Origin of the sequence: Aeromonas sp. YN13HZO-058 (assembly GCF_001921245.1) — a bacterium.
Taxonomy (GTDB): domain Bacteria; phylum Pseudomonadota; class Gammaproteobacteria; order Enterobacterales; family Aeromonadaceae; genus Aeromonas; species Aeromonas allosaccharophila.
In genome coordinates this window covers 124078-138124 of record NZ_MQSY01000052.1, presented here as the reverse complement: position 1 = coordinate 138124, position 14047 = coordinate 124078, and the positions used below count along the sequence as shown (strand labels likewise).

Sequence of the window (14047 nt, the reverse complement as noted above, 5' to 3'; positions counted from 1 at the left end):
ATAAGAACAAAATGGCTGTTAAAAAAGCATTGGTGTTGAGTTGCCTGCTGGGTGCCAGTTTCCTGGCCCAGGCGGCCCCTGCCTCTTTTGTGGTGCAAGATATCCAGGTCGAAGGTCTGCAACGGGTGACCCTGGGTGCCGCACTGTTGAACCTGCCGATCCGGGTCGGTGATACCGTCGATTCCGTGGCTCTGGCCAGCGCCATCAAAAAGCTCTATGCCTCGGGTAACTTCGAGGATGTGAAGGTTTACCGTGACGGCCAGGTGCTGCAGGTGATGGTCAAGGAGCGTCCGACCATCTCCAGCATCGAGTTTGCCGGCAACAAGGATATCAAAGAGGAGCAACTGACCCAGAGTCTGGAGTCCTCCGGTATCCGAGTGGGTGATCCGCTGGATCGCACCGTGCTGACTTCCCTCGAGAAGGGACTGGAAGATTTCTACTATGGCGTGGGTAAATACTCCGCCAAGGTCAAGGCCATCGTCACCCCGTTGCCGCGCAACCGGGTCGACCTCAAGTTCACCTTCGTGGAAGGGGAAGCGGCCAAGATCCAGCAGATCAACATCGTCGGCAACAGCGTCTTCCCGGAAGATAAGCTGATCGCCCAGCTCTCCCTGCGCGACGAAGTGCCCTGGTGGAACTTCACCGCCGATCAGCGCTATCAGAAGCAGAAGCTGGCCGGTGATATCGAGACTCTGCGCTCCTACTACATGGATCGCGGCTATATCCGCTTCCAGCAGGAGTCAACCCAGGTCTCCATGACCCCGGACAAGAAGGGCGTCTATGTCACCCTCAACATCAAGGAAGGGGATCAGTACAAGGTCTCCGGTGTCCAGCTCAAAGGCGATCTGATCGATCGCGGTGGCGAGATGAAGGGGTTGATCCCGATCGCTGCCGGCAGCACCTACTCTGCCAGCCAGGTGACCCATACCGAAGAGGTGCTCTCCAAGTTCCTCGGCCGTTACGGCTATGCCTATCCGAAAGTGGTCACCTTCCCGCAGGTTAATGACAAGACCAAGGAAGTGGAGCTGATCGTCAACGTGGAACCGGGCCCCCGTGTCTATGTGCGCAACATCAATTTCAGCGGTAACGCCACCACCGAAGATCAGGTGCTGCGTCGCGAGATGCGTCAGATGGAAGGCACCTGGCTCTCCTCCGACAACATCGAGCAGTCCAAGAGCCGTCTCAACCGCCTTGGCTACTTCGAGAGCGTCGAAGTGGATACCAAGCGAGTGCCGGGCAACGATGACCTGGTTGACCTCGACTTCAAGGTCAAGGAGCAGCCCGCGGGCTCCATCAACGCCGGTATCGGTTACGGTACCGAGTCAGGTCTGAGCCTGCAGGCGGGGGTCTCCCAGGACAACTTTATGGGAACCGGCAAAAAGGTCTCCATCAACGCCAGCACCAACGACTACTCCAAGAACGTTGACCTGAGCTACAACGACCCCTATTTCACCGTGGATGGTGTCAGCCTGGGTGGTCGGGTTTACTACAACCAGTTCCGCGCCGATGATGCCGATATCGTCGATTACGAGAACGAAACCATCGGTTTCCGTCTCTCCAGCGGCTTCCCGGTCAACGAGTTCAACCGTCTCGACTTCAGTACCGGTATCGAGAGCACCAAGCTGAGCCGTCCGTCATTCAATGCCCAGAACTATCAGGAGTGTCTGAAGGACAACCCGGATAGTGATGGTAATACCTACTGCTGGGATCAGTGGAATGACAACCGCCAGTCGGTGCAGATGGATCAGTTCTGGGATATCTACTCGCAAGACGGCTCCAACCTCGACTTCGTGACCGTCGATGTGACAGCTGGCTGGACTCGCTCCACCCTGAACAAGGGGATGTTCCCGACCGCCGGTGATCGTCAGCGTATCAACGCCAAGGTGACCGTGCCGGGCATGGAGCTGCAGTACTACAAGCTCTCCGCCGAAGATGCTCACTACTTCCCGCTCGATGCGGACCACAACTGGGTGATGATCGGCAAAGGGCGTGTCTCCTACGGTAACGGCTATGGCGACGACTCAATGCTGCCATTCTTCGAGAACTACTATGCCGGTGGTTTCGATACGGTACGTGGCTTCAAGAGCAACACCATTGGTCCCAAGGCGATCTACAAGACCTACACCAAACCGGGCTCAGGGACTTGTACCGGCAATCAACCTTGCGAGACTGGCAGTTACGAGGGTTCTGATACCTCGGTGGGCGGCAACGCCCTGGCTGTTGCGTCACTGGAGCTGGTGTTCCCGACCCCGTTCGTTTCCGAGACCTATCGTCCGCAGATCCGTTCCACCATTTTTATGGATGCTGGTACCGTCTGGAGCACTGACTTTGCCAACGGGACATACCCTTGTACCGCCGGTGCTGATTGCAACTATCTGAGCCAGGACTACTCCAACCCGGGCAATATCCGGGTTTCTGCCGGTGTCTCCCTGCAGTGGCTCTCGCCGATGGGCCCGCTGGTGTTCGCCCTGGCCAAGCCAATCAAGCAATACGAAGGGGATCGTACCGAAGTCTTCTCCTTCAACATCGGTCGTACTTTCTAAGCAGAGTATCGCCCCCACCCATGCGGTGGGGGTCTTCAATGATGGGACGCGCGGTATGCGTGCCTCACCAGGTAACAAGACGGTCCTAACGCCGCTTGCATAATCGGGTAAATCAGGTAGCCCTCGCCATGAGGGAACAAGGAGTAAGTGTGAATAAAGCGTTGAAAGTAGCTGGTTTGAGCTTTGCACTGATGGCTGCCGGCATGGGTTCTGCCTTCGCTGAGACCAAGATCGCCGTGGTGGATATGGGCGAAGTCTTCCAAAAGCTGCCCCAGCGTGAAGCCGTTGCAGCCAAGCTGAAAGGCGAATTCGAGCCGCGCATGCGTGAGCTGCAGAAGCTGGAACAGGAAGGCCAGAAGCTGGTCGAGAAGTTCCGCAAGGATGAAGCCTTCATGAGCGCCGAGCAGAAGAAGCAGAACCAGGAGAAACTGGCCAAGCTGCAGATGGAGTTCAACCAGAAGCGTCAGGCGTTTGAACAGGACAACGGTCGCCGTCAGTCCGAAGAGCGCAACAAGATCCTGACCAAGGTACAGGCAGCCATCGATTCCATCGCCAAGAGCAATGGTTACGATCTGGTGCTGGAGCGCAATGCCGCCCCGTATGCCGCCAGCAAGCTGGACATCTCCGGCCAGGTTATTTCTCAGGTAAGCAAGAGCAACTAATTGATGGCATTCACTCTCGCACAGCTGGCCCAGCAACTGGGGGCCCAGGTCCATGGCGACGGAACCCTGGAAATCCGCAAGGTAGCGACACTGGAAAAGGCCGGGGAGGGGGATATCACCTTCCTGTCCAACAAAAAGTACCGGCACTATCTGGAGCAGAGCAAGGCGACTGCCGTGCTCATTACAGAAGCGGATCTGCCATTTTGTCCCACCAATGCCCTGGTGCTCAAAGACCCCTATGTGGGCTTTGCCCGGGTAGCCCAACTGCTGGACACTACCCCGCAGCCGGCCACGGATATCCATCCGAGCGCCGTCATCGCGGCTGACGTGCAACTGGGCGAGAGAGTGGCCATCGGTGCCAATGCAGTGATCGAATCCGGCGTCGTGCTGGGTGACGATGTACGCATTGGTCCGGGCTGTTTTGTTGGCAAAGATACCCGGCTGGGAGCCCGCTCCCGGCTGTGGGCCAACGTCACCCTCTATCACAATGTGACCATGGGTACCGACTGTCTGGTTCAATCCGGCACAGTGATCGGCGCCGATGGTTTCGGTTATGCCAACGAGCGTGGCGAGTGGATCAAGATCCCCCAGCTCGGCGGCGTGACCATTGGCAACCGGGTCGAGATCGGTGCCTGTACCACCATTGACCGTGGTGCGCTGGAAGATACCCGTATCGCTGACAACGTCATCATCGACAACCAGTGCCAGATCGCCCACAACGTGGAGATCGGTTACGGCACCGCCGTGGCGGGCTCCACCGTGATGGCTGGTAGTCTCAAGGTCGGCAAATATTGTATCATTGGCGGCGCTTCCGTCTTTAACGGGCATATGGAGATCTGCGACCAGACCACCGTTACCGGTATGGCCATGGTGATGCGACCCATTACCGAGCCCGGTGTCTACTCTTCCGGCATCCCTCTGCAAACCAATAAAGAGTGGCGCAAGACCGCCGCCCGGGTGATGCGTATCGACGAGATGCACAAGCGGTTAAGCAAGCTTGAGAAGAAGCTGGATCAAGAATAATCACGATTGGTATAGGGTACTGTTTTGACTACTGAAAAGAAGAGCCTGGGTATCCAGGAAATCATGGATCTGCTGCCCCACCGTTATCCGTTCCTGATGGTGGATCGTGTGGACGACTACGAGATCAGCGATGAGCGCAAAACTCTGCGCGCCATCAAGAACGTCTCGTTCAACGAGCCGATCTTCCAGGGGCACTTCCCGGCCAAGCCGGTGTTCCCGGGCGTACTGATCCTGGAAGCGATGGCACAGGCCACCGGTATCCTGGCCTTTACCATGGTGGGCAAGCCGTCTCCAAACGAACTCTATTATTTTGCCTCAATCGACAACGCTCGCTTCAAGCGCCCGGTCGGCCCCGGTGACCAACTGGTGCTCGACGTGGAGTTCCTGAAAGAGCGTCGCGGTATTGCCAAGTTCACCGGTGTCGCTACCGTCGACGGTGAAGTGGTCTGTACCGCCGAGCTGATGTGCGCCAAACGCGAGGTTTAACACACGTGATCGACCTGACTGCCATCATTCACGATACTGCCATCGTCCATGAGTCTGCCGTGATCGGTAAAGGGGTTGAAATCGGCCCCTTTTCTGTCATCGGCGCCGAGGTGGAAATCGGTGACAACACCTGGGTAGGTTCCCATGTGGTGATCAAGGGCCCGACCAAGATTGGCCGTGGCAACAAGATCTTCCAGCACACCTCCATCGGTGAGGATTGCCAGGACAAGAAGTACGCCGGTGAGCGCACCTTCCTCGAGATTGGGGACAACAACGTCATTCGCGAGAACTGCACCTTCCACCGCGGCACTGTTCAGGATCAATCCCTGACCAAGGTGGGCAGCGGTAACCTGTTCATGGTCAACGTCCACGTTGCCCACGACTGCATCATCGGTGACAACTGCATCTTCGCCAACAACGCGACCCTGGCGGGCCACGTGGTGATCGGTGACTTCGTGATCTTTGGTGGTCTCTCCGCCATTCACCAGTTTGGCCGTGTTGGTTCCCACGCCTTCGTCGGTGGCTGCGCCGCCCTGAACAAGGACGTGCCGCCCTACGTGATGGCTGCCGGCAACTACGCCAAGCCGTTCGGGGTCAACTCCGAAGGTCTGCGTCGTCGCGGTTATACGCCTGAGGCCATCTCCGCCGTCAAGCGTGCCTACAAAGAGATCTTCCGCTCCGGCAAGACCATCGAAGAGGTGCTGCCGGTATTGATCGAGATGGCGCAAGTCGAGCCGGCCGTCCAGCTCTATGTGGACTTCCTCAAAGACAACGAGCGCGGGATCATCCGTGCCTGATCCGGTTCGTATCGGTATCGTCGCCGGAGAAGTCTCCGGCGACATTCTGGCTGCCGGTCTGTTGCGCGAGCTGCAAGCCCGCTACCCGGATGCGCAGTTCGAAGGGATTGCCGGGCCGCGGATGCAGGCCCTCGGCGTCAAGGCCTTGTTCGAGATGGAAGAGCTCTCCGTCATGGGGATCACCGAGGTGCTGGGCCGTCTGCCGCGCATCCTCAAGGTCCGTCGCGAACTGCTGCGCCACTTTATTGCCAATCCGCCCGATATCTTCATCGGCGTGGATGCACCGGATTTCAATATCGGAGTGGAGCTGAAACTGCGCCGCGCCGGTATCAAGACGGTTCACTATGTCAGCCCCTCGGTGTGGGCCTGGCGCCAGAACCGCATTCACAAGATCAAGGCCGCCACCGACATGGTGCTCGCCTTCCTGCCGTTCGAGAAAGCTTTCTACGACCGTTTCGACGCCCCTTGCCGCTTTGTCGGTCACACCATGGCGGACGATATTCCGCTGGTGCCGGATCAGGCCGCAGTGCGTCGCAATCTCGGCATTGATGCCAATCGCCGCTGGCTGGCAGTACTGCCGGGCAGCCGCACCGCAGAAGTGGGCTTTATGTCCCCCCTGTTTCTCGAGGCGTGCAAACACCTGACGGTGCGCTATCCGGATCTCGGCTTCATCGTACCGCTGGTCAACCAGAAACGGCGCGAACAGTTTATGGCGATCAAGGCCGAGCTGGCGCCGGATCTCGACATGGTGCTGCTGGAAGGGCAGGGCCGTGAGGCGATGATCGCCGCCGACGTGGTGATGCTGGCCTCCGGCACCGCGGCGCTCGAAGCCATGCTGGTGAAAAAGCCGATGGTGGTGGGCTACAAGCTCAAGCCGTTCAGCTATTGGCTGGCCCAGCGACTGGTGAAGACCGAATTTGTCTCTCTGCCCAACCTGCTCGCCGGTCGCATGCTGGTGCCGGAGCTGATCCAGCACGAGTGCACCCCCGAGAATCTGGTGGAAGAGGTGAGCAAGTACTTCGAGCACGACAACAGTGCGCTGGTCAACACCTTCACCGAATTGCACCAGCTGATCCGCTGCAATGCCGACTCGCAGGCCGCCGACGCGGTGGCTGATCTGCTCGGCAGATAACGCTATTTCGGACCGTCGATTGCGCCGTGCTACCCGTTAATCCGTTTTCGAGCGGTGATGCCGCGCCAGTCGAACCCCTGTCAGGCCCCGCGGGGCCTGTTTTGATTCAAGGCTACAAGATGATGATCGATATTCCTGACGACAAGCTGGTTGCCGGTGTGGACGAAGTGGGCCGTGGCCCGCTGGTGGGTGACGTGGTCACCGCTGCGGTCATTCTCGATCCCGCCAACCCCATTGTCGGGCTGGCTGACTCCAAGAAGCTCTCCGAGAAGAAACGGCTGGCGCTGTTTGACGAGATCAGGGAGAAGGCGCTCGCCTGGGCTATCGGTCGCGCCACTCCGGAGGAGATCGACGAGCTCAACATCCTGCACGCCACCATGCTGGCGATGCAGCGCGCCGTGGCAGGGCTCAAAGTCACCCCCGAGCTGGTCTTTATCGATGGCAACCGCTGCCCGGCTCTGCCGATGGAAGCGCGCGCCGTGGTCAAGGGCGACAGCCTAGTGGCCGCCATCAGCGCCGCCTCTATCCTGGCCAAGGTGACCCGCGATGCGGAGATGACCGAGCTGGACAGCCGCCATCCCGAGTATGGCTTTGCCCGTCACAAGGGTTATCCGACCGCTGAGCACCTTGCCATTCTGGCCGAGCGTGGCCCGTTGCCCGAATATCGCAAAAGTTTCAAACCGGTGCGCCGCGCACTGGGGATCGAGTAGACCATGCCATTTAGTTTGAGCAGCGAGAGGAGATGACGATGGCTGAACCCCGTTTTATCCACCTGCGAGTCCACTCCGACTTCTCCATGGTCGATGGCCTGCAGAAGATCAACCCCATCGTCGGGGCGGCAGCGGCCAACAACATGCCGGCGCTGGCGCTGACCGATCAGATGAACATGTGCGGTCTGGTGCGCTTCTATGGTTCGGCCCACGGCAAGGGGATCAAACCCATCGTCGGTGCCGACTTCTGGGTGCAGAGTGATGAGCTCGGCGACGAGCAGTTCCGTCTTACCTTGCTCGCCATGGACAACGATGGCTACCAGAACATCACCCTGCTCATCTCCCGCGGTTACCAGCGCGGTCATGTGCAGGGGCGCCCGGTTATCGACAAGAGCTGGCTCAGCGATCATGCCAAGGGGGTGATCGTGCTCTCCGGCGGCCGCGAGGGGGATGTGGGCAAGTTCCTGCTCAAGGGCAACCGGCAGATGACCGAGCAGTGTCTCGCCTTCTACCAGACCCATTTCCCCGATGCCTATTACCTCGAACTGTTGCGTACCGGTCGACCCGACGAAGAGGTCTACCTGCACATGGCGGTGGCCATTGCCACCGAGTTCGAGCTGCCGGTGGTTGCCACCAACGAGGTGGTGTTCCTCTCAGCCGATGATTTCGACGCCCACGAGATCCGGGTTGCCATCCACGATGGCTATACCCTGATGGACAAGCGCCGCCCCCGTCGCTACAGCCCGCAGCAGTACCTGCGCAGCCAGGAGGAGATGGCGGAGCTGTTTGCCGACATCCCCGAAGCGCTGGAAAACACGGTGGAGATCGCCAAGCGCTGCAACGTGACGGTGCGTCTGGGTGAATACTTCCTGCCCAATTTCCCGACCGGCGACATGACCACCGAAGATTTTCTGGTGGCCAAGTCGAAAGAGGGTCTGGAGGCGCGGCTCGAGTTTTTGTTCCCGGATCCTGCCGTGCGTGCCGCCAAGCGCGGCGAGTACGACGAGCGTCTCGACATCGAGCTGAAAGTGATCAACCAGATGGGCTTCCCGGGTTACTTCCTCATCGTGATGGAGTTTATCCAGTGGTCCAAGGACAACGGCATTCCCGTTGGCCCGGGCCGGGGCTCGGGTGCGGGTTCGCTGGTGGCGTATGCCCTCAAGATCACCGACCTCGACCCGCTGGAATTCGACCTGCTGTTCGAACGTTTCCTGAACCCCGAGCGGGTATCCATGCCCGACTTCGACGTCGACTTCTGCATGGATCGACGGGACGAGGTGATCGAGCACGTCTCCGAGATGTATGGCCGGGATGCGGTGTCGCAGATCATCACCTTCGGCAGCATGGCGGCCAAGGCGGTGGTACGGGACGTGGGCCGGGTGTTGGGCCACGCCTACGGTTTTGTCGATCGCATCTCCAAGCTGATCCCGCCGGATCCGGGTATGACCCTGGCCAAGGCGTTCGAGGCCGAGCCCAAGCTGCCCGAGCTCTACGAGCAGGATGAAGAGGTCAAAGACCTCATCGACATGGCCCGTCGCCTCGAAGGGGTGGTGCGCAACGCCGGTAAACACGCGGGTGGCGTGGTGATCGCGCCCACCAAGATCACCGACTTTGCGCCGCTCTACTGCGATGACGAGGGTCATCACCCGGTGACCCAGTTCGACAAGAACGACGTGGAATATGCCGGTCTGGTGAAGTTCGACTTCCTCGGTCTGCGTACCCTCACCATCATCGACTGGGCGCTCGGCATGATTAACCCGCGTCTTGCCAAAGAGGGCAAGCCGCCGGTCGACATCGCCGCCATCCCCATCGATGACAAGAAGTCGTTCGACCTGCTGCAGCGCTACGAGACCACCGCGGTATTCCAGCTGGAATCCCGTGGCATGAAGGATCTGATCAAGCGGCTGCGCCCCGACTGTTTCGAGGACATGATCGCACTGGTGGCCCTGTTCCGACCGGGCCCGCTGCAGTCAGGCATGGTGGATAACTTCATCGACCGCAAGCACGGCAATGAAGCGATCTCCTATCCGGACGAGAAGTGGCAGCACGAGAGCCTGCAACCGATTCTGGAACCGACCTACGGCATCATCCTCTATCAGGAGCAGGTGATGCAGATCGCCCAGACCCTGGCGGGCTACACGCTCGGCGGGGCGGACATGTTGCGCCGTGCCATGGGTAAGAAAAAGCCCGAGGAGATGGCCAAGCAGCGGGCCGGTTTCGAGGAGGGCGCCATCAAAAATGGCGTCGACGGCGAGCTGGCGATGAAGATCTTCGATCTGGTGGAGAAGTTTGCGGGCTACGGCTTCAACAAATCCCACTCCGCCGCCTATGCGCTGGTCTCCTACCAGACCCTCTGGCTCAAGACCCACTTCCCGGCCGAGTTCATGGCGGCGGTCATGACCGCCGATATGGACAACACCGACAAGATCGTGACCCTGGTGGATGAGTGCCAGCGGATGGGGTTGACGGTGATCCCGCCAGATGTGAACACCGGTCGCTATCGCTTCTCGGTCAACGAAGATGGCCATATCGTCTACGGCATCGGGGCGGTGAAAGGGGTCGGTGAAGGCCCCATCGACGCGATTTTGAGCGCCCGGGATCAGGATGGCCCGTTCCGCGATCTGTTCGACTTCTGCAACCGGGTCGACATCAAGAAGCTTAACAAGCGGGTGATGGAGAAGCTCATTCTCTCCGGCGCCATGGACCGGCTCGGCCCCCACCGCGCCGCCCTGATGGCGACGCTGGAGGAGGCAATGCGGGCCGCCGAGCAGCACGCCAAGGCACAGGCGGTGGGGCAGGTCGACATGTTCGGCGTGCTTACCGAAGAGATTGACGACGTCAAGAAGGCGTTTGCCAACGTGCCGCACTGGCCTGACAAGGTGTGGCTGGAAGGGGAGCGCGAGACCCTCGGGCTCTACCTCACCGGTCACCCGATCAACCAGTACAGCAGCGAGTTGCGCCGTTATACCTCGGGTCGCCTGTGCGAGCTGCATCCCACCTCCCGCGATACCGTGACCACGGCGGCGGGACTGGTGATTGCGGCCCGCAGCATGGTGACCAAGCGTGGCAACAAGATGGGGATCTTCACCCTGGACGACCGTTCCGGTCGCCTCGATGTGACCCTGTTCAGTGAAGCGCTGGAAAAATATGAAGAATTGATGCAAAAAGACCGCATTTTGGTGGTTTCTGGACAGGTCAGCTTTGATGACTTCTCCGGTGGCCTTAAAATGTCTGCTCGAGAATTACTGGATATCAACGATGCGAGGGAGCGTTTTGCCAGAGCAATCCGCATCTCCCTCGATGAACAGCGGATTGATGATCGCTTTTTCCCGCGTTTGTGCGAGATTTTGGAGCCCGCCCGTGCCGGAGTCTGTCCGGTTCAGGTAAACTATCGTCGCCCCGGCTCCCGGGTGCGATTGACGCTCGGTACCGAGTGGCGGGTGACGCCCACCGATCAACTGATAGATGACTTGCGAGTCCTGCTTGGACGAGAGCGGGTTGAATTGGTTTTTGATTAGAGGTTCTAAGGCCCTATGAGTCTTTTTCTGGATTTTGAACAGCCGATTGCCGAGTTGCAGGCGCAGATTGATGAACTCAAACATGTGAGTGAAGGCAATCACGCCGTGGATCTGAAAGACGAGATCCGCCGGCTGGAGAAGAAAAACGAAGAGCTGACCAAGAAGATCTTCGGTGATCTGGGTGCCTGGCAGGTATCCCAGATGGCGCGTCATCCCCAGCGCCCCTACACCTTTGACTATATCGAGCATATCTTCACCGATTTCGACGAGTTGGCTGGCGATCGCGCCTATGCCGATGACAAGGCCATCGTCGGCGGCATCGCCCGCCTCGACGGCGAGCCGGTGATGGTGATTGGTCACCAGAAGGGTCGCGAGACCAAAGAGAAGATCAAGCGCAACTTCGGCATGCCGCGTCCGGAAGGGTACCGCAAGGCCCTGCGTCTGATGGAGATGGCCGAGCGCTTCAAGATGCCGATCATCACCTTTATCGACACCCCGGGCGCTTACCCCGGCGTCGGTGCCGAAGAGCGTGGCCAGTCCGAAGCGATTGCCCGCAACCTGAAAGTGATGGCCGGTCTGACCGTGCCGGTGGTCTGCACCGTGATCGGTGAGGGCGGCTCCGGCGGTGCGCTGGCCATTGGCGTGGGTGACCGCGTCAACATGCTGCAGTACTCCACCTACTCCGTCATCTCGCCGGAAGGGTGTGCCTCCATCCTGTGGAAGAGCGCCGACAAGGCCTCCGTGGCTGCTGAAGCGATGGGCATTACTGCCCAGCGTCTGAAAGAGCTGAAACTCATCGACAATATCGTCGAGGAGCCGCTCGGCGGCGCCCACCGCGACGTGGAAAAGATGGCCAAGCGTCTGAAAGACCGCATTCAGCAGGATCTGAACGCCCTGCGTCCGCTCGAGACCGAGCAACTGCTGGAGCAGCGCTACCAGCGTCTGCTGGGCTACGGCTACTGCTAAGCGCAGCCTGACCTTGAGCATCCAGGCCCCCGTCATCGACGGGGGCTTTTTATTGCTGATCACCAGTCTTGCGGTGAGTGCCCCAACACGCCCTGAAACGGCGCAGGCCTGCATTCGCGGGTGAGGGGAGGGTTGGTATGCCATGCCGTTGGCGAGGGCGGTCAGGGCGCTGGAAGAGGAGGGCTGCACGCGTTGTCTGTCGTCGGTCTGTCTCGTGTCTGCAGTATCCCGTGGCATCGCTCGCGCTGGCATGACCAGCCGCTTTAATCATCCGATTTCGGCATAAAAAAGCGCCCCGGCTGTGCGGGACGCTTTTACAGGTGTCTGGCGGTATTACAGTTCAATCTCGTCTGTAAGACCTTCATAGGCGATATCGATGGATTGCAGCTCCTTCTGCAGGCGGTGCTTGTCTTTCAACGCCTCGATCTCACGCCATTTACGTTTTTTTCCCGTTGTCCCGCGGCTACGCGAACCGAGTTCAACCACCTCGTCATAATCGAAGTTGAACATTTCCATGGCTCCCTCCTTGGTTTTTATCGTTTTCACCACCCGTATAACATAACGAATCTGAAATTAAAACGTTTTCGTGACGACTCTATGACAGAGCTAAAAAAGCCCATGAAAAAAAACCGGGCCCCTTGGTAGGGGCCCGGTTTTTTCAGAAAAAAGAACAGATTACAGGCGGCTTGCCAGCATGGTTTCCAGCTTGCCCTGGTCGATGGCGAACATGCGGATGCCTTCGCCCAGCTTCTCGTGAGCCATTGCGTCCTGGTTCAGTTCCCAGCGGAATTCGGCTTCGGTCATCGGAGTCGGCTTGGCCTTGCGCTCACCGGTGTAGTCCAGTTTGCGAACCACGGCGCCTTCAGTCTTGCTCAACTCTTCCAGTAGGGCCGGGCCAATGGTCAGGCGATCGCAACCGGCCAGTTCCAGGATCTCGCCGGTGTTGCGGAAGCTGGCGCCCATCACCACGGTCGGGTAGTCGTGCTGCTTGTAGTAGTCATAGATGGCGGTGACGGACACTACGCCCGGATCTTCGCTGGCGGTGTAGTCACGGTTGTGCTTGGCCTTGTACCAGTCGAGGATGCGACCCACGAACGGGGAGATCAGGAAGGCACCGGCTTCGGCACAGGCACGGGCCTGGGCGAAGGAGAACAGCAGGGTCAGGTTGCACTGGATACCCTCTTTCTCCAGTACCTCGGCGGCACGGATGCCTTCCCAGGTGGAGGCCAGCTTGATCAGAATGCGGTCGTTACTGATACCCGCTTCGTTGTAGAGACGGATCAGCTTGCGTGCTTTGGCGATGCTGGCAGCGGTATCGAAGGAGAGACGGGCATCCACTTCGGTGGAGATACGGCCCGGAACGATTTTCAGCACTTCCAGACCGATGTTGACGGCCAGCTTGTCGCCCGCGTCGATGATTTGCTGTGCCTTGTCCTGGCTCTGGGCTTTGGCCCAGTTGATGGCGTCTTCGATCAGCGGAGCGTACTCGGGGATCTCGGAGGCCTTCAGAACCAGAGAGGGGTTGGTGGTGGCATCGATGGGCTGATAGCGTTTGATGGCTTCGATATCACCGGTGTCGGCAACAACAGTGGTCAGGGCTTTCAGCTGGGTTAATTTATCGGCCATAGCGAATATCATCTCTTAATGAGGGAATCATCCCTGGGTTGCGGGCTTGAGACGGTGGTTCTGAAATAAAATTACAGGATCTTGGTGCCTCAGGCTCAGAAAAGCGCGATGGGGGCGGCCCATCGTCATTGCCTGCCTAATTAATACTTATGTGGTGCATCCTGCAATAGGGGCGCTTGGTTGTTAAATATTCAGGCTGGCCATTCATTCCGTTTCAATGAGCTAAAGTGGATGATTTATAAGGTTTTTTATCTTGTTTCTGCAGGCTTTTCCGGTTTGCTTCCGGCTCAACTTTTTTAGCCAATATCCATATTTGTGTCGTCGATCACACAAATTGTCCTGTTGCGTACTTGAAATTTAATTACAGAGAAAACGTTTGGCGAAATATCCCCGTTTGAAAGCCATTTCAGGCAAGCGTTTGCGTTTTCGGATAACTCATCAGGGATATATCAAAGTGGTTCTCTTATGGGGCTTAATGGTGGCCTGCCTGATTAGATTATTGAGTTTGTTGAAAGTTTGCGATTTAAATGGAGCTTTATGGGCTTTTACCGTTCGTTTTTTGTGTCCCGAGTGATCGGGATCAC

General features: G+C 58.5%; 11 protein-coding genes. 9 read left to right on the top strand and 2 right to left on the bottom strand.

Annotated features, from left to right (window positions below; translation table 11 throughout):
• Nucleotides 1-11 precede the first annotated feature (11 nt).
• The 9 genes from bamA to accA all read left to right on the top strand — a co-directional run bounded on the left by bamA (nucleotide 12) and on the right by accA (nucleotide 11837).
• Nucleotides 12-2543, top strand: a complete 2532-nt coding sequence (bamA, locus tag BSP75_RS12760) for an outer membrane protein assembly factor BamA (protein WP_075113435.1) — start codon at nucleotides 12-14, stop codon at nucleotides 2541-2543.
• 149 nt (nucleotides 2544-2692) lie between these two features.
• The gene (locus BSP75_RS12755; protein ID WP_005338563.1) at nucleotides 2693-3205 is read left to right on the top strand and encodes an OmpH family outer membrane protein; all 513 of its coding nucleotides are present in this window, start codon (nucleotides 2693-2695) and stop codon (nucleotides 3203-3205) included.
• Nucleotides 3206-3208: 3 nt separating this feature from the next.
• Entirely contained in the window at nucleotides 3209-4228 is a 1020-nt protein-coding gene (gene lpxD / locus BSP75_RS12750; protein WP_075113454.1) for a UDP-3-O-(3-hydroxymyristoyl)glucosamine N-acyltransferase, read from the top strand.
• Nucleotides 4229-4252: 24 nt separating this feature from the next.
• Complete coding sequence (fabZ, locus tag BSP75_RS12745; protein ID WP_005338559.1) at nucleotides 4253-4714, top strand: 3-hydroxyacyl-ACP dehydratase FabZ; 462 nt, start codon at nucleotides 4253-4255, stop codon at nucleotides 4712-4714.
• Between the two features lie 5 nt (nucleotides 4715-4719).
• Complete coding sequence (gene lpxA, locus BSP75_RS12740) at nucleotides 4720-5511, top strand: acyl-ACP--UDP-N-acetylglucosamine O-acyltransferase (protein WP_083617161.1); 792 nt, start codon at nucleotides 4720-4722, stop codon at nucleotides 5509-5511.
• Nucleotides 5504-6643: a lipid-A-disaccharide synthase gene (gene lpxB / locus BSP75_RS12735; RefSeq protein WP_075113434.1), complete on the top strand. Its 1140-nt coding sequence runs from the start codon at nucleotides 5504-5506 to the stop codon at nucleotides 6641-6643. The genes lpxA and lpxB overlap by 8 nt, the downstream gene beginning before the upstream one ends.
• Before the next feature lie 119 nt (nucleotides 6644-6762).
• The gene (rnhB, locus tag BSP75_RS12730) at nucleotides 6763-7353 is read left to right on the top strand and encodes a ribonuclease HII (protein ID WP_033136106.1); all 591 of its coding nucleotides are present in this window, start codon (nucleotides 6763-6765) and stop codon (nucleotides 7351-7353) included.
• A 38-nt stretch (nucleotides 7354-7391) separates the two neighbouring features.
• Nucleotides 7392-10871: a DNA polymerase III subunit alpha gene (dnaE, locus tag BSP75_RS12725; protein ID WP_075113433.1), complete on the top strand. Its 3480-nt coding sequence runs from the start codon at nucleotides 7392-7394 to the stop codon at nucleotides 10869-10871.
• Between the two features lie 15 nt (nucleotides 10872-10886).
• Nucleotides 10887-11837: an acetyl-CoA carboxylase carboxyl transferase subunit alpha gene (accA, locus tag BSP75_RS12720; protein WP_042657956.1), complete on the top strand. Its 951-nt coding sequence runs from the start codon at nucleotides 10887-10889 to the stop codon at nucleotides 11835-11837.
• A 333-nt stretch (nucleotides 11838-12170) separates the two neighbouring features.
• Here accA and BSP75_RS12715 read toward each other — a convergent pair whose 3' ends face one another.
• Both BSP75_RS12715 and tal read right to left on the bottom strand, forming a co-directional pair.
• Entirely contained in the window at nucleotides 12171-12353 is a 183-nt protein-coding gene (locus tag BSP75_RS12715) for a DUF3545 family protein (protein ID WP_005338547.1), read from the bottom strand.
• 159 nt (nucleotides 12354-12512) lie between these two features.
• Nucleotides 12513-13463: a transaldolase gene (gene tal, locus BSP75_RS12710; protein ID WP_042058455.1), complete on the bottom strand. Its 951-nt coding sequence runs from the start codon at nucleotides 13461-13463 to the stop codon at nucleotides 12513-12515.
• Nucleotides 13464-14047 lie beyond the last annotated feature (584 nt).